The sequence below is a fragment of the Aromatoleum toluclasticum ATCC 700605 genome, from assembly GCF_000378245.1.
In the GTDB taxonomy this organism is placed as follows: Bacteria; Pseudomonadota; Gammaproteobacteria; order Burkholderiales; family Rhodocyclaceae; genus Aromatoleum; species Aromatoleum toluclasticum.
In genome coordinates this window covers 48,996-66,041 of the sequence record NZ_KB899507.1, presented here as the reverse complement: position 1 = coordinate 66,041, position 17,046 = coordinate 48,996, and the positions used below count along the sequence as shown (strand labels likewise).

The 17,046-nt window shown below is 67.7% G+C and carries 13 protein-coding genes; all 13 read left to right on the top strand.

All coding sequences use genetic code 11. The features are described 5' to 3' along the window. Positions 1-9: 9 nt before the first annotated feature. The 13 genes from F464_RS0122380 (at position 10) to padI (ending at position 16,833) form a co-directional block, all read left to right on the top strand. Positions 10-2,385, top strand: a complete 2,376-nt coding sequence (locus tag F464_RS0122380) for an efflux RND transporter permease subunit (RefSeq protein WP_018992096.1) — start codon at positions 10-12, stop codon at positions 2,383-2,385. A gap of 37 nt (positions 2,386-2,422) precedes the next feature. After that, positions 2,423-4,435, top strand: a complete 2,013-nt coding sequence (locus F464_RS0122375) for a DUF1302 family protein (RefSeq protein WP_018992095.1) — start codon at positions 2,423-2,425, stop codon at positions 4,433-4,435. A gap of 17 nt (positions 4,436-4,452) precedes the next feature. Continuing rightward, entirely contained in the window at positions 4,453-5,751 is a 1,299-nt protein-coding gene (locus tag F464_RS0122370; RefSeq protein ID WP_040395706.1) for a DUF1329 domain-containing protein, read from the top strand. A gap of 199 nt (positions 5,752-5,950) precedes the next feature. Then, positions 5,951-8,566 carry a molybdopterin-dependent oxidoreductase gene (locus F464_RS0122365; protein ID WP_018992093.1) on the top strand — a complete coding sequence of 872 codons (2,616 nt, stop codon included), beginning with the start codon at positions 5,951-5,953 and terminating at the stop codon, positions 8,564-8,566. Between the two features lie 14 nt (positions 8,567-8,580). Then, positions 8,581-9,180 carry a 4Fe-4S dicluster domain-containing protein gene (locus tag F464_RS0122360; RefSeq protein WP_232429018.1) on the top strand — a complete coding sequence of 200 codons (600 nt, stop codon included), beginning with the start codon at positions 8,581-8,583 and terminating at the stop codon, positions 9,178-9,180. Positions 9,181-9,207: 27 nt separating this feature from the next. Then, positions 9,208-10,107, top strand: coding sequence for a DmsC/YnfH family molybdoenzyme membrane anchor subunit (locus F464_RS0122355; RefSeq protein ID WP_018992091.1), 900 nt, complete (start codon positions 9,208-9,210; stop codon positions 10,105-10,107). A 132-nt stretch (positions 10,108-10,239) separates the two neighbouring features. Then, positions 10,240-11,199 carry a formate dehydrogenase accessory sulfurtransferase FdhD gene (gene fdhD / locus F464_RS29295; protein WP_018992090.1) on the top strand — a complete coding sequence of 320 codons (960 nt, stop codon included), beginning with the start codon at positions 10,240-10,242 and terminating at the stop codon, positions 11,197-11,199. Between the two features lie 10 nt (positions 11,200-11,209). Then, the gene (locus tag F464_RS0122345; RefSeq protein ID WP_018992089.1) at positions 11,210-11,998 is read left to right on the top strand and encodes a cyclase family protein; all 789 of its coding nucleotides are present in this window, start codon (positions 11,210-11,212) and stop codon (positions 11,996-11,998) included. A gap of 10 nt (positions 11,999-12,008) precedes the next feature. After that, positions 12,009-12,581 (top strand): NADH-dependent phenylglyoxylate dehydrogenase subunit gamma, encoded by a 573-nt coding sequence (gene padE, locus F464_RS0122340; RefSeq protein ID WP_018992088.1) that lies wholly within the window; start codon positions 12,009-12,011, stop codon positions 12,579-12,581. Next, positions 12,578-12,868: an NADH-dependent phenylglyoxylate dehydrogenase subunit delta gene (gene padF / locus F464_RS0122335; protein ID WP_018992087.1), complete on the top strand. Its 291-nt coding sequence runs from the start codon at positions 12,578-12,580 to the stop codon at positions 12,866-12,868. The genes padE and padF overlap by 4 nt, the downstream gene beginning before the upstream one ends. A 1-nt stretch (position 12,869) precedes the next feature. Next, a complete protein-coding gene (gene padG / locus F464_RS0122330; protein ID WP_018992086.1) occupies positions 12,870-14,165 on the top strand; it encodes an NADH-dependent phenylglyoxylate dehydrogenase subunit alpha in 1,296 nt (431 codons plus the stop codon). Beyond that, the gene (gene padH, locus F464_RS0122325; RefSeq protein WP_018992085.1) at positions 14,166-15,440 is read left to right on the top strand and encodes an NADH-dependent phenylglyoxylate dehydrogenase subunit epsilon; all 1,275 of its coding nucleotides are present in this window, start codon (positions 14,166-14,168) and stop codon (positions 15,438-15,440) included. 4 nt (positions 15,441-15,444) lie between these two features. Then, positions 15,445-16,833: an NADH-dependent phenylglyoxylate dehydrogenase subunit beta gene (padI, locus tag F464_RS0122320; RefSeq protein WP_018992084.1), complete on the top strand. Its 1,389-nt coding sequence runs from the start codon at positions 15,445-15,447 to the stop codon at positions 16,831-16,833. The last annotated feature ends 213 nt before the right edge of the window (positions 16,834-17,046 follow it).

The following is a 17,046-nucleotide window of genomic DNA, read 5'->3' as shown; positions in this document are numbered from 1 at the left end:
GGAGAGGCCGTGCGACATCAATTCACCCATGCGCTGCATCAACTCGAACTGAAGATCTTCGCGTTCCCGCGCCTCGTGCTCGCCGCGATCCTGGCGGTCACGGCGTATTTCGCGCTGCAGATCCCGGCGCTGAAGATGCACACCGAGTTCGCCGACCTGCTCCCGCAGGGCCACGCCTTCATCCGCCTGCACAACGAGATCCGCGATACCTTCGGCGGCGCGAACCAGATCGTCGTCGCGGTCGAGGTCGAGGACGGCACGATCTTCACGAACGACACGCTCGCGCTGATCCACCGCGTCACCCAGGCCGTCGACAGCCTGTCGGGCGTGAATCACAACTTGGTCTCCAGCCTGACGCACCGCACGTCGCGCAAGATCTGGCTCACCGAGGATGGCGAGATGCGTTCGCAGCCGTATTACGACCCGCAGCGCCCGGCGCTGTCGGCCGACGAGCTCGAGGCGCTCGGCAAGGAGGTCCGCGCCAATCCGCGCATCTACGGCCTGCTCGTGTCACCCGATGCGAAGGCGGCGCTCGTGAAGGCGCAGATGAACGAAGCCGGCGCGATCGACTACGAGAAGATCTTCGGCGAGCTGCAGGCGGTGCGCGCGAAGGAGCAGGCCAGCGGCACGCAGATCCACGCCACCGGCCAGCCGGTGCTGATCGGCTGGGTCTATACCTACCTGCCACAGATCCTGCAAATCTTCCTGTACACGCTGCTGCTGATGGTGGGGCTGCTGGTCGCGTACTTCCGCCGCTTCTACGGGGTCGCGTTGCCGCTCGTGGGCATCGCGCTGTCGTCGATCTGGGGCCTGGGCTTCGTGTCGAAGATGGGCTGGAATCTCGATCCGCTGTCGCTGGTGATCCCGTTCCTGATCGCGGCGCGTGCGATGTCGCACAGCATCCAGCTCGTCGAGCGCTACTACGCCGAGCTCGCGACGAGTCGGGACGGCCGCGTTGCGGCGCGTGCGGCGTTCGAGGACTTGTTCCGGCCGGGCGCGCTGGCGATCACCGTCGATGCCATAGGCATTGCTGTGCTCGCGCTCGGTGCGGCGCCAATCAACACGAAACTCGGTTATTACGCCGGTTTCTGGGCGTTCTCGGTGTTCTTCACGGTGCTGCTGGTTGTGCCGCTGCTGCTGTGGCTGCTGCCCGCACCGCGGAATACCGAGAACCCCCGCGGCTGGGCGCATGCGGCGGTCGAGCGGGTGTTCGGCGCGGTGGCCGGGCGTCGCGCGGCGGCCTCCGTGCTGGCGGTGGCCGCGGTGTTGTTCGTCGTCGGCGGCACGCTCGCCGCGCGGGTCAGGATCGGCGAGGCCGAGGCCGGTTCGCCGCTGTTGTACCCGGACCACGACTACAACGTCTCGTCGCGCGCGATCAACGCGCGCTTTCCCGGCTCCGAGGAGCTCTACATCGTCGCCCGCACGGAGGAGAAGGGCGGGCTGAAGCGGCCCGAGGTGCTGCGCGCGATCGAGCGCTTCCAGAACTACATGCTGCTCGACCCGGCGCTTGGTGGCACGAAGGCGCTGCCCGGCCTCGTGCGCGCGGTGAACGGCCTGATCCACAATACCGACCCGCGCTGGAACCAGATCCCGGAGTCGGCCTCCGCAATCGGCGGGCTGCTCTTCGCGTACATGGCGGCGAGCCCGATTCCCGGCGCGCTCGCCGAGTTCCTCGACGCCGACGAGCGCGATGCCAACCTCGTCTTCTACTACAAGGACAAGCAGGCCGACACGATCCGGCGCGCCGTGCATGTGGCGGAGGAGGGGATCGCGAAGGTCGGCGCGGTGGACGGTTTCGAGCTGCGCCTGGGCGGTGGCGCGATCGGCGTCAATGCCGCGATCAACGATGCGGTCAATGACGACAACCGCCTCATCGTGCCGCTCGTGCTCGCCCTTGCCTTCGTGTTCGTCACCCTGTCCTACGGCTCGCTCCACGCCGGCTGGCTGATGGTGCTGCCCATGCTGTTCGCCACGATCATGACCTATGCGTACATGGGCGCCCGGGGCATCGGCATCAACGTCAATACGGTGCCGGTCATCGCGGTCGGCATCGGCGTCGGCATCGACTACGCGATCTACATCATGAACCGCATTCGCGAGGAGGTGGCCGCGAGCGGCGACCTCGGCCGGGCGGTGCGCACCGCTGCGGGCACGACGGGCTTCGCAGTGGCGTTCACCGCGGTGACGCTGATCGCGGGCGTGATCATGTGGGTCCTCCTGTCCGATCTGCGCTTTCAGGCGGATTCCGCGCTGCTGCTGACGCTGATGCTGGTGCTCAACGCGCTCGCCGCGCTGCTGCTGATGCCGGCATGGGTCGTGATTTTCAGGCCGGCCTTCATCACGCAGGCGAGGCTCGACGAAGACGGTGTGCTGCAGGTGGCGTGAGCGCGAACGCTCGGCCGCCGACGACAACGAGGGGAGGATGAAGGTGAGAAAATCCGCAACAAAGGATCGCCGCAACGCACCGCTTGCGGCCGGTATGCTGACGCTCGCCGTCGGCGTTGTACACACGGGCGCGGCCAGGGCCGGCGACATTCCGAACGAGGAGGCGCGCGTCGACGTGGTCTATGAGAACGCGACGTTCGCGCGCCGCGACGTCGGGCTGTCGAAGTTCCGCAACACGCTGAAGATCGACATCGACCGCAAGCTCGGCCGGCGCGGCGCGTTCGACGACATAGGCGTGAACCTGAAGCTGCGCGGCACGTTCGACGGCGTCTATCGCCTCAACGAAGACACCTACGGCAACAAGGCCGGGGGCGCAATCCAGCTGGAAAATACGGTGGGCATCCCCGCGCCGAGCGTGCCGCACGGCGGCGGCCTCGGCAGCCCGACGAATCCGCTCACGGCAGGCCTCGCGGGACTGCCCGGCGGCGGCGCGTTCGGTTTCAACTCGACGGACCCGTCGGCGCCGCGCTACAACCCCAACGAGGGACTCGTAGTGCTAGGCGAACACCTGCACCGCACCGACGGCGGTGTCGCGTTCGCGGTGCCGGTGCGCCCGTGCGACAAGGATTCGCGCGGCTGCATCAAGGACTATCTCGACGCCAGCCGGCAGGAACTGGAGTCGCCCGAGTTCAACGACCGCTGGGACTTCATCCGCGAGGCCTACGTGACCGGCTCCGTGCCCTTCGACGACGGTTCGAGCGTGTTCATGAAGGTCGGCAAGCAGCAGGTGGTGTGGGGGCGCACCGACCTCTTCCGCGTGCTCGACGTCATCAACCCGGTCGACTACTCGCGCAACAACATCTACGACGAGCTTCAGGACATCCGCATCCCGATGTGGATCATGCAGGCGGAGTACCGCGCCGGGGCGACCGAGACTTTCGACGACCTGAACTTCGCCGTCGTGTGGAACTTCGACAAATTCCGGCCGCACAACATCGGTCAGTGCGGCAGCCCGAACGTGATCCTCGACGCGGGCTGCTTCATTCGCGGCATGAAGAACCTGTGGGACAACGGCGGCACCGTGGCGAACTTCGCCAACCTGGGCATGCCGGGCCTTGCGGCGACCGACTTCGGCCCGAACCAGATCGGCATCCGCAAGGCGCACCTGCCGAGCTGGTCGTTGTCGAACACGCAACTGGGCGTCAAGCTCGAAGGCCAGAAGAGCGGCGTCGGCTTCTCGCTCAACGCGCTGACCTACCGCTCCCAGTTGCCTTCGCTGCGCGGCGGCATCCCGGCACGCAATCCCTTCGATCCCGTCGGCGCCGTCGACACGCAGCCGCAGCCGCATCCGTATCCCTACCTGATCGCGTTCGACGTGCATTTCCCGCGCGTGAACCTGATCGGCGGCTCGATGGACCTGCAGGTCGATGCGATCAAGTCGGTATTCCGGCTCGAGGCCGCGCTGACCGAGGGCGAGGAGTTCCCGAACGGCCTGCGCAAGCGCCTGTTCTCCGAGTCGCGCGTGTTCCGCTACGTGGTCGGCTGGGATCGCCCGACCTTCATCCCCTTCCTCAACAAGACCCGCGCCTTCCTGATCTCGGCGCAGCTGTTCGGCCAGCACCTGCTCGACCACGAACTGGAGGACCGGCCGCTCGGCAAGGTCGGCATGCCCGACTGGAAGAGCAACAACATCTTCACGCTGCTCCTGAAGGGCTTCTACTTCAACGACCGCCTGAGCCCGCAGGTGATCATGGCGCACGACTTCCGCGCCGAGGCGACCACGGTCGCGCCCTCGATCGACTGGCTCGTCAGCGACAACCTGAAGCTTACGGTGGGGGCAAACATCAAGGTGGGTCACGGCGCGCGCAGGTTCGACGACTGCCGCACCTGCAATCCCTTCCATCCGTTCTCCGCTTCGCCGGGGCAGGGGCCGAACGACGGTTCGCTGGGCCTGGGCGGATTCGAGCCGCTCGGCCGCTTCCGTGCCGGCCCGATCGGCATGGCGCAGGAGGAAGACGAGTTGCAGTTCGTGATGCAGTACAAATTCTGATCCGGAGGAGGACGACAATGAAGATGAGGACAATGACATCGATGCTGCTGGCGGCCGGCGCGATCGGCACCGCGCAGGCCGCAACCGAGGCCGACGTCGACAAGAGCTTCGGCCCGTACAAGGGCGGCGTGCCCACGGTCGCCGGCGTGAAGCCCGGCATGGTCATCGACAAGAGCAACGTCGAGGCCGCGAAGGCCGCGCTGATCCCGAGCATGGCGCAGTTCATCAAGAGCGGGCAGACGACGCTCGCGGTCGGCGAGACCTACTCGTTCGGCATCAGCAGGAACTACATCGACGCGACACGCAAGAACCTCGGCAAAGCGTCACTGGGGGCGAACGTCGGCGACCTGAGCGGTTTCGTCGCCGGCCGGCCCTTCCCGCAGGAGCCCGACGCGAAGGACCCGCGCGCCGGCGAGAAGGTGTTCTGGAACTTCCAGCACAACAACCGCATCGGCGACAGCTACACGATCTGGCCGTGGTACATGGAATACAAGAACATGGCGAGCGGCAAGGTCGAGCGCACGCTCAAGCAGGAGTACCACATCATCCAGTGGAAGCACCGCGTCGACCAGGAGCCGCGCCCGGAGGTCGAGCCGAATCCGTCGCAGCTCCTGCGCTCGGGCTACCTGAAGGTGCATGAGCCACAGGATCTGAAAGACACGCAGCTCCTGATCAGCCGCTTCTCGGACGACGCGAAGCTCGACGAGGTGTACCTCTATCTGGGCTTCCAGCGCCGGGTGCGGCGGCTCGCGTCGAACCAGATCACCGACCCCTTCCTCGGCTCGGACCTGATGGTCGAGGATTTCGAAGGCTACAACGGCCGCATGCGCGACATGAAGTGGGAATACAAGGGCACGCGCGACCTGCTGGTGCCGTTCTACGCCCACAACAAGCAGAAGCTCGCGGACGAGCCGAAGGAGGCCGATTTCAAGTTCATCGACTTCGGCGGCGAGGGGGCGTGCTTCCCGAACGTGACGTGGCAGCTGCGCAAGACCTACGTGATCGAGTCGGTACCGGTCAATCCCGACCACGTCATCAGCAAGCGCGTCCATTACGTCGACGCCGAAACCTACGCACTGAGCCTGAACGAGATCTACGACCGCAAGGGCGAGCTGTGGAAGACCTTCATCATCGCCTACACGGACTCGGAGAGCCACATGCCGAAGAACGCCGGGCGCGGCGTGGCGATCAACGACGGCTTCGCCATCATCGACGTGCAGGCCAAGCATTGCTCGACCGGCAAGTTCAAGGTGCACCTCGACCAGGAGATGAGTCCGACGAAGCTGTTCTCGGTGCAGTACATGCGCGGCAGTTGACGCGGCACCGCCATCGCGGGGAAGGGCGCCGCGAGGCGCCCTTTTCCTGTCGGCCCGGCCGGGCGTCGCGTGCGCAAACTTCAAACATCAAACATCGGCACTCCGGGGATAGGGGCCGCAATCGCGGGATAGTTCGGCCGACCGGGCTGCCGTAATTTCAAGCCTCGAAGCAGGTGCGCAAATCCACCGAGGAGCGGCAATGGAGACTCTCGTGCAGCCCGTGCAGAATTCGATGAAGCCGGGCAAGTGGCTCAATTCGAGCTGCAAGATGTGCATTCACTCCTGCATCACGCGGGTCCACGTCACCGAAGACGGTGTCGTGAACAAGATCGAGGGCAACCCGACTAGCCCGAGCAACAACGGGCGGCTGTGCCCCAAAGGCAATGCGGCGATCCTGCGGCATTACGATCCGGCGCGCTTCAGGACGCCGCTGCGGCGCACCAACCCGGAGAAGGGGCCCGGCGTCGATCCGAAGTGGGCGCCGATCGGTTGGGACGAGGCGCTCGACCTCGTCGGCCGCGAGCTGAAAAGGACGCTGGACGAGGATCCGCGCAAACTGCTGCCGGCCATCAACGACTTCCAGAAGCTCTTCCTGTGGGCATGGCCCGCCGCGCTCGGCAATGCGAATTACTTCTCGTCCGTCGGCAACTTCTGCGGCGGCGGCTACCACCCGATGAACGGGTTCATCCATTCCGCCTTCGCCGCCGCGAACGACGTCAATTACTGCAATTACTGGATCAACAACGGCGGCGGCGACGGTTTCTCGTCGCACCTGCACACGGCCGCGCAGGCGAACCACGTCGCGAAGGCGCGCATCGAGCGCAACATGCGCGTCGTCGTGGTCGAGCCGCGGCTGTCGATCGGCGCGGCGAAGGCCGACGAATGGGTGCCGATCCGCCCGGCGACCGACCGCCAGTTCGCGCTGGGCCTCGCCCACGTGCTCGTCGCGGAGAAGCTCCACGACGTGAAATTCCTGAAGAAGGACACGAACGCGCCCTACCTCGTCGGGCCGGACGGCTATTTCGTGCGCAACGGCGAGGGCAGGATCTACGTCTGGGATGCGGTGGACGACTGCGCGCGGCTGTGGGACGCCCCCGAGCTGAAGGACGTCGCGCTCGAAGGCACGTACGTCGTCGAGGGCAAGCCCTGCCGGCCGGCCTTCCAGAAGTTCAAGGACATCCTCGCCGATTGCTCGCCGGAGCAGATGGAGAAGCTGACGACGGTACCTGCCGCAACGACGCGGCGCATCGCGCGCGAGTTCGCGAAGGCCGCGCAGATCGGTTCCTTCATCGAGATCGACGGACGCATGCTGCCGCTGCGACCCGCCGCGTACAACTACTACCGCGGCGCGCAGGGCCACAAGTACAGCGCGATGGCGAACCAGGCGTTCAAGCTGGTGAATTTCCTCGTCGGCGCCATCGACACGCCGGGCGGGCACGTCGGGGTCACGCTGGACGACCAGATGCAGGACATCCGCGGCGGCTGCGGGCAGATCCAGCCCGGCGAGAACGGCATGATGCAGACGATGCCGCACCAGCTCCACCCCGAGGTGCCGTTCTCGTGGCCGCCCAACGAGACGCACCTGATGGGGTTCTTCCCGATTGGCGTCGATCCGGGGCACCTGACGCAGCACACGCTCGCGAATGCCGAGAAGTTCGGACTCGACTACCAGCCCGACACGCTGCTGATGTGCCACTCGAACCCGCTGTGGAACCTGCCTGGCGACCGCGAGCAGTGGTACGCGCTGCTGCGTTCGATGCGTTTCATCGTCGCGATCGACATCCTGCCGAACGAATCGAACGAGTGGGCCGACGTGATCCTGCCTTCGCACGACCTGCTCGAGTCGTGGAACATGACGATGATCGAGCCGCCCCATCACGAGGGCATGTGCCTGCGCCAGCCCGCGACGCCGCCGCTGTACGACACGAAGAGCGAGGAGGAGATCTTCTACGGGATCTCCGAGCGGCTGGGGGTGCTCGAGACCTGGAACGGCATCCTGAATTTCGTCAACGGCTTCCACCAGAAGCCGGAGCTGCTGCTCGAACCGAACCGCAAGTACAGCGACCGCGAGATCGCCGAGCGCAAAGGCAAGCTGTGGAACGGCAAGGATCTCGACTGGTACATCGAGCACGGCCATGCGGTGACGCCGCGGCGCCCGGACAAGTGGTACCGGCCGTGGGACGGGCTGCGGCTGCATTTCTACATCGAGGACATCGTGCGCGCACGCGACACGCTGCGCCAGAAGATGGAGGCGGCCGACGTGCCCTTCCGCCATGAATGGGAATGGGGCGACTACCAGCCGCTGCCGACGCCGGTGCCCGACCCGGTGCATCTCGAACCCGCGGATTTCGATCTCTACGCGATCACCTTCAAGGACATCCAGATCAACTTCGGCGAGAGCATCGGCAACCCGTGGATCAACGACATCGTGTTCAAGGACCCGGTGCATACCGCGGTGCTGCTGAACCCCAGGACCGCGAGGGAAAGGATGCTCGCGGACGGCGACGTGGTGCGCATCGAGTCGCCGTACGGCGCGATCGTCGCGCGGCTGGCGCTGTCCGAAGGCGTCCATCCCGATGCGGTGTGCGTGTCGAACGCTCTGTCGCGCGTCGCCACGCAAAACACCGGCGTGCGCCACGGGGGGGGCAATTTCAACCAGCTGCTGCCGGCGAACCTGCGGCACACCGATGCATGCAGCGGCCAGCCGGAGACGGTCGCGCGGGTGAAGCTGACGAAGCTCGCCGCGGTACCCGCGGAGATCGCCGCCGGCAATTCGGTGTTCGGGCCGAACGGCGGGCAGGGGAGGGCGCACTGATGGCGAAGTGGGGCATGGTTTTCGATCTGCGTCGCTGCATCGGCTGCAATGCCTGCGCGGTCGCATGCAAGCAGGAGAACAGCCTGCCCGACGGCGTGTTCTTCACCAAGACGCTGTCGGAGGAGGTCGGCGAGTATCCCGACGTCAGGCGCACCTACGTGCCGACGATCTGCAACCACTGCGAGGACGCCCCGTGCGAAAGCGCCTGCCCGACCGGCGCGACCTCGACGCGCCCCGACGGCATCGTCATGGTCGATCGCGACAAGTGCATCGGCTGCGGCACGTGCATTGTCGCCTGCCCGTACGACCAGCGCACGCGGCTCGAGCCGGAGATGCTGAACGAGGGACTGTTCGGCGGCGGACGGCTGACGCCGTTCGAGGAGCAGGGGATAGGGCGCTTCACCGTCGGCACGGTCGTCAAATGCACGTTCTGCCACGAGCGCGTCGACGCCGGCCAGTTGCCCGCGTGCGTCGCGACCTGTCCCACCGAGGCACGCATCTTCGGCGACCTCGACGACCCGCATAGCCGCCCGCGCCAGCTCATCCGGGAACGCCACGGGCGCCAGCCGCTGCCCGAGAAGAACACCAACCCGCGCGTCTTCTACATCGACTGAGGCGGGGCACATGCAAAGGAGATCCCGATGATTGCGAGCAAGCCCATCCCGGACGGCAGTTTCCGCGTCGGCGTCGGCCGCCAGAAGGCGTGGGGGGTGCAGATGGCGACCGCGTTCTTCTTCGGTGAGGCCGGCGCGGGCCTGTATTTCGTGGCGCAGTTCTTCGACTTCATGTCCGGCATGGTCGTCGGCCTGCTCCTCGTGCTGTTCGGCAAGGCGGGCGGGCATGCGCTGCACCTCGGGCAGCCGCTGCGCGGCTGGCGCGCACTGACGAAAGTGCGCACGTCCTGGGTGAGTCGCGGGCTTGCCGCGATCCTGCTGTTCGTCGTCACGGGCGCGCTGCATATCCTCGACACCGGGCTCCACGTGCTGCCGGCCGTGCTGTCGCCGCTCGTCGCCGCGCTCGCGCTTGCCGCGTGCTTCGTCATCATGGTCTATCAGGGCTTCGCGATGTCGCATTCGACCGCGATCACGCTGTGGAGCGGCGGATTGATGCCGGTCGCGAGCCTCACCTACGCGCTGTTGAACGGTGTGCTGCTGACGCTCGTGCTGGGCTTCGACGAGCCCTTCCTCGCGCAAGGGCCGGAAACCGTGCGGCTGTTGCAGGTGGCGGCGGTGGCGCTGATGCTGTACGGGCTCGTCACGGTGTCGAGCCTGTTGCACGGTGCGCGTCACGCCTCCGAGGCGGGGCGGGAGTCGGTGGCGATGCTGCTGCATGGCGGCTTCGCGCGCTGGTTCGTGCCGCTGGTGATCGGCGCAGGCTTCGTCGTGTCGGCGCTGACGATGCTGGTCGCACCCCCAGCCTTCGCGTGGATGCTCGCGGTCGCCGGACTCGAACTCACCGGCTACTACGCGTTCCGCGTGCTGATGTTCAAGGCCGGCGGATACGACCCGGCCCTGAGCTTCGCGTACCGGTTTCGCCACTGATACCGCGCGGTCCGCCCGGAAATGGCATGGATCGACTCACATCCGTTCGCCCTGTCTAAGGGCGGTGGCGGGGCTTCGACCGGCTCGGCCCGAACGGTGGCGGGTTGGCCGGTTCATGACGCGCGCGATGCGATGTCCACGAGTCCGGCGCAAGTGTTTCCGGAACACGGCAGCCGGGCGGTGTCCGCCCTGCGGCTGTCCGGCAGCGCGCCGGGAGCGGTGGCGAACTGCCGCATCATCGACGAGGACGCGCTGACGATCGACGTCGAAGGCGTCGGCCGTTACACGCTGATGTGGACGCCGGCCGACGGGGACGGCGCCGCTGCCGGTTACGTCGCCGGGGAGGGCGTGCTCGGCGACGAGGTGGTGTCCGAGAGGGTGCCCGAACGGCTCGCGCTCGCGGCGGGCTTTGCGTATTCGGAAGGGATCATCGCCGGGCTCGACGACATCGCGACGATGGCCGTCTGCCCCGAGCGGCGCGACGTTGTGCGCCTGCGGATCAAGGCGCCTGAGCGCGCCGTGGTGCGGCGGCGCGAGGTTGTGCTGGCGAGTTCCTGCGGGCTGTGCGGCGGGCGCGACGAGCTCGCCGAGGGCTTCGACGCTTTCCCTCCGGTCACGACAGGGCTGCGTCTCGCGCCGCCGCGACTGAGCGCGTTGATGGACGCGATGCAGCGCCGGCAGCGGCTCTTCCGCACCACCGGCGGGGCGCATGCCGCCGCGGTGTTCTCGCCGCATGCCGGCATCGTCGCCGCGGCGGAGGATCTCGGCCGCCACAACGCACTCGACAAGGTCATCGGCGCATGCCTGCTGCGCGGGGTGCCGCTTGCCGGCTGCGGTGTCGTGCTGTCGTCGCGCCTGAGCTACGAGATGGTCGCGAAGGCCGCGCGCGCCGGCTTCGAGCTCGTCGCCGCGGTGTCGGCGCCGACCTCGCTCGCGGTGGCGCTCGCCGAGCGCGTCGGCATCACGCTGTGCGGCTTCGTCCGCGACGGCGCCGCAACCGTCTATACCCACCCGCAACGCATCCGCGACGGCGCCGGCGAGCCAGCCTGGCCGGCGTGCTCCGCCGGGTTTCCTTCCACGTACGACGATTGAGGAGAACAGCATGGGCGCCAATGGCAGTGTATTGACGCAGCTCGCCGCGGAGCTCGCCCGCGGCTCGGTCCGGGTCATCGACCTGACGCAGCCGCTCGGGCCCGATACGCCCGTGTTGGGACTGCCGCCACCGTTCGCGAACTCGCCCGGCGTGAGCTTCGAGACGATCTCGCACTACGACGACAAGGGTCCGGCGTGGTACTGGCGCACGATCCGCATGGGCGAGCACACCGGCACGCATTTCGACGCGCCGGTGCACTGGGTCAGCGGCAAGGACCGCGCCGACAACACGCTCGACACGATCCCGGCCGAGCGCTTCGTCGGCCCCGCGTGCGTCATCGACATCAGCGCCGAGGCCGCGGCGGACCCGGACTTCCTGCTGACGCGCGACGCGGTGCTGGCGTGGGAGGCGAAGCACGGGCGCATTCCGCCCAAGTCCTGGGTACTGCTGCGCAGCGACTGGTCGAAGCGCGTCGGCGTTGCCGAATTCCTCAACTGCCGCGACGACGGGCCGCATTCGCCGGGCTTCGACCGTGGCGCGACGGAACTCCTCGCGCTCGAGCGCGACGTGCTCGGGGTCGGCGTCGAGACGGTCGGCACCGATGCGGGTCAGGCGCACAGCTTCAATCCGCCGTTCTGGACGCACCACATCATGCAGGGCAACGGCAAGTTCGGGCTCGCGAGCCTCGCGAACCTCGACCGCCTGCCGCCGACCGGGGCCGTCGTCGTCGCGTCGCCGCTGAAGCTCGTCGGCGGCTCGGGCAGCCCGCTGCGCGCGCTCGCGCTCGTGCCGGCCTGACGGAGGCCGCATGTTCGAAGTGCGATTGCACGGACGCGGCGGCCAGGGGACGGTGCTCGCCGCCGGAATACTCGCGAAGGCGCTGGTTGCCGAGGGAAAGCACGTGGTCGCGGTGCCGCAGTTCGGCTTCGAGCGCAGGGGCGCGCCGGTCGCGGCCTACCTGCGCGCGTCGGAGACGCCGATGCGGGCGATGACCAACATCTACGAACCGGACTGCGTCGTGTGCATCGATTCGTCGCTGCCGCGCGTCGTCGACATCTTCGCCGGGCTACGCGCAGGCGGCACGCTGGTGCAGGCGAGCCGGCTCGCGCCGCAGGACATCGCGGTGCCCGCGTCGGTCGCAACGGTCGCCGTGTGCGATGCGGTGGGCATCGCGCGCGAGGTCTTTGGACGGCCGATCACCAACACCGTGATGCTCGGTGCGTTCGCGCGCGCGACCGGCTTCGTGTCGCTCGAGGCGCTCGAACGCGCGCTGGAGGAAACGAGCTTCCGCGACGCCGGCCTGGCGCAGAACCGGCGTGCACTGGCGCTCGGCCACGCGCACACGGTCGTGCATCGCGTCGAGCGGCGGGAGGCGGCATGAAGAAGCAGGCGGTGCCGCTTTTCGATGCGAGCGCGATCCCGAAAACGCTATGCCCGATCGCGACCGAGTTCAGTCGCATGCTGCCCGGCGACTGGCGCTCGTTGCGGCCGGTCGTCGACCGCCGCAAGTGCGTCAAATGCGCGGTGTGCTGGCTGTACTGCCCGGTCCAGTGCGTCGTCGAGCGCGCCGGCTGGTTTGACATGAACCTCGCCACCTGCAAGGGCTGCGGCATCTGCGCGAGGGAGTGCCCGCAAGGCGCGATCGCAATGATTCCCGAAGAGGAATGAAATGAACGATGTCGTCGAGAAGACTGCGTTGCTTGCCGACCCGGCAGGCGAAAGGATCGTGCCGGGCACCGATACGGCGGTCGCGAAGAAGGCGCCCAGGATCCTCGTCTGCGACGGCAACGAGGCAGCTGCGTGGGGTGTCGTGCTGTCGCGGCCGGACATGGTCGCGGTGTATCCGATCACGCCGCAGTCCTCGCTCGCCGAATACGTCGCGCAATTCGTCGCCGACGGCGTGCTCGATGCCGAACTCGTGGAAGCGGAGGGCGAGCACAGCGTGCTGTCGGTGCTGCACGGCGCGGCGCTCGCGGGTGCGCGCACCTACACCGCGAGCTGCGGCCAGGGCCTCGCGTTCATGTTCGAGCCGTACTTCCGCACGCCCAACCTGCGCCTGCCGATCGTCATGTCCATCGTCAACCGCGACGGCATCACGCCGCAGTGCGTGTGGGGCGGCCAGCAGGACGCGATGACGGTGCGCGAGGTCGGCTGGGTGCAGCTCTTCTGCGAGACGGTGCAGGAGGTGCTCGACACCATCGTCATGGCCTACCGCATCGCCGAGGACCGCTCGGTGATGCTGCCCGTCAACGTCAATCACGACGGCAACTACCTGTCGAACGGCATCGTCCGCATCGAGCTGCCGGACCAGACCGAGGTCGACGACTTCCTCGGCACGCCGGATGTGAATTGGCACGCCGCGCTCGACCCCGACCGGCCGATGGGCGTCGATCCGCTCACCGGCGGCGCGACGGGCCCGGGGCCGGCGCTCTTCGTCGGCTACCGGCGCGGGCATTGCGAAGGCATGCAGAACGCGCTGCGTGTGATCGTCGAGGTGCACGAGGAATGGGCGCGCCGCTTCGGCCGCCGCTACGCGCCACTCGTCGAGGAATACCGGCTCGACGGTGCCGATCACGCGCTCGTCACGATCGGCAGCATGGCGGGCGCCGCGAAGGACGCGGTCGACGCCGCGCGCGACCGGGGCGAGCGCGTCGGCCTCATCCGCATCAAGACGCTGCGGCCGTTCCCGCTCGACGCGCTGGTCGCAGCGCTCGACAAGGTGCGCGCGGTCGGGGTCGTGGACCGCGCGGTGTCCTACGGCTGGAACAGCGGCCCGGTGCATCAGGAGACGCTCGCGGCGCTGCAGCACTGCGGCCACCGCATTCCCTGCCTGTCGCTGATCGGCGGCCTCGCCGGCGCCGACCTGACCCAGACGCATTTCGAGCGCGCGATTGCCGAAACCGCGAAGCTCCTGGATGCCCCCTGTCCGCGCGAGCCCGTGTGGCTCAACGCCGAGGATCGATGAATGGAACTGTTCGACTACGTCGTGCTCGGCGCGAGCCACGCCGGCCTCGAGGCGCTGCGGGCGATCCGGGCGCACGATGCGGACGGCAGCATCGCCGTGCTGGACCGCGAGGCGCGGCTGCCCGTGTCGCCGACGGTGCTGCCCTATGTCGTGTCGGGCAAGTGCGCCGCGGATCGCGTCGCGCTGCGCGAGCGCAGTTGGTTCGACACGCAGCGCGTCGACTACCGGCAGCAGGCGGCCGCAGCCGCCCTCGACACCGCCAACTCCCGGCTGCGCCTCGCTGACGGTCGCGAGATCAGCTACGGCAAGTTGCTGCTCGCGACCGGCGCTGCGCCCGCGCTCCCGCCGATCGAGGGTTTGTCGGACGTGAGTTTCCACGTGCTGCGCACGCTCGACGACGCGCTCGCGCTGCGAGATGTTGCAAGCAAGGCGGGTCGTTCAGCGGGTCGCGCGGTCGTCCTCGGCGCGGGGCTGGTCGGCATGCACGCGGCCGAGAATCTCGTGCGCGCGGGTGCCGGCGTGACGATTGTCGAGATGCGCGGGCAGGTGCTGCCCGGCTACTTCGACCCGCTCGCCGCCGCCCGTATCGAAGCGGTTTTCCGCGACAAGGGCGTCGAGGTGCTGACCGGGCGGCGTGTCAAACAGGTCGCGCCACGGGACGAGGGCTGCACGGTGCTGCTCGACGACGGCGAGGCTCGCGACGCCGACCTGCTGCTCGCCGCCGCCGGGGTGCGGCCGGAAGTCTCGTATCTGGCGGGTTCGGGCGTTGCGGTCGAGCGAGGCATTGTCGTCGACGAGTTCATGCGCACCGTCGCGGACAACGTCTGGGCAGCCGGCGATGTCGTGCAGACGCGCAGCTTCTTCGCCGACGGCACACCCGCCGGAGGCATCCTGCCGGACGCCGTCGAACAGGGCCGAACCGCCGGCATGAGCATGGCGGGTGACCCGGGCGTTCGCCCCTATCCCGGCGGCGTATCACTGAACACCTACGGCTTCTTCGGTCGCCGTGCGCTCTCGGTCGGGCGGGACGCCCCCGAGCAGGCCGGATCGGAGTGGGACGTGCTCGTGCGTGGCGGGGAGGGCGCCGACGGCTATCTCAAGCTTGTCCTCCGCGAGGGCCGCCTTCAAGGCATCTTCGGCGTCGACGTGCTGTTCGACCCGGGGATCATGTGGGAGTTGATCCTGCGCCGCGTCGAGATCGGCGCACGGCGCGATGCGCTGCTGGAAAACCCGCAAGACACGGCGCGTGCGCTGATGTCCGGACTGTGGAGATGAGCCGATGAGTGCCACCCCGACCATCTCCTTCGACCCCGCGCGCTGCGACGGCTGCGGCGACTGCATGAGCGCCTGCGTGAGCGCCAAATCCACGGTTGAATACATCGCCCAATCCCGAATTCGCATCGTCCGCGACGACGAGGCGGGCTGCTGGGGCGTCGCGCAGTGCCGTCAGTGCGGCGATCCGCGCTGCGCGTCGGTGTGCCCCGCCGCCGCGCTCGCGAAGGGCGACGACGGCATTGTCGCGTGGGACGCCGAACGCTGCGTGAACTGCCTGCTCTGCACCGCCGGCTGCATCTACGGCGGTATCGCCTTCAGTCCGGCCGAAGGCCACGTCGTCAAATGTGACCAGTGCGCCGGCGCGCCGCAATGCGTCTCCGCCTGCACCCGCGGCGCGCTGCGCTACGTGAACGCAGCGAAGCTCTACAACCGCTGGGGTGAACTGGAAGACCTGTTCGTGCCGGGGCTGGGCGGCTGCCAGGGCTGCAACACGGAACTCATCATGCGCCACACCTTGCGCCGCGTCGGCCCGAACACCGTGCTCGCCACACCGCCCGGCTGCATCCCCGGCATGGGTTCGGTCGGCTACAACGGCATGCTCGGCTGCAAGGTGCCGGTGTTCCATCCGCTGCTGACGAACACCGCGTCGATGCTCACCGGCATCCGCCGGCAATACCGGCGCAAGGGGCGCAAGGTCACTGCGCTCGCGCTTGCCGGCGACGGCGGCGCCGGCGACGTCGGCTTCCAGTCGCTGTCCGGAGCGGCCGAACGCGGCGAACAGATCCTGTTCGTCTGCGTCGATAACGAGGGCTACATGAACACCGGCGCGCAGCGTTCGGGCAGCACGACCTACGGCGCATGGACCGCGACGACACCGGTGGGCGATACCGGCCGCGGCAAGACGCAGGACGCCAAGAACCTGCCGCTGCTGATGATGTGGCACGGCTGCGAATACGTCGCCACGGCCTCGACCGCGTTCATGGAGGACTTCTACGCCAAGCTGGAAGCGGCGCTGGATGCTTCGGAACGAGGCTTCGCCTATCTGCACCTCTATTCGCCCTGTACCTCGGGCTGGCGTTTCCCGTCGGCGAGCAATATCGAGGTCGCCCGCAAGGCCGTCGAGACGAATTTCGCGCTGCTGTGGGAATACCGCCGCGACCGGGGCTTGAGGTTGTCGCGCGACATCGATGATCCGGCCCCCGTCACCGAATACCTGGAGCTGCTGGGCAAATTCCGTCATCTCGACGCCGCGCAGACTGCGCATATCCAGCGACACGTCGCCGCGCAGGCGCAGGTGCTGCGCGATCTCGCGGGCATGCATCAGGACGATGGGCTCTCCCATTGTTGCTCGTCGATCGTCCCGCAAGCAGTTCGCCATGAAACCGGCGGTTGACCTGGATCAGTACGCCCATCCGCGGTTAGCCCTATCGTTCGGTTGGATACTGTATACAGCGGCTCGGCGCCGGGACATGAAACCCGTCTGACCCGCCTGCTACCGACATTGACGACGAGGAGAACCGACAACAGCCCCTGATCAACGACGCGTACGACGGCACAGACCGCGCGCGTCCCTGATTCCGATGCCTGGTACCGATAACAAGGCACG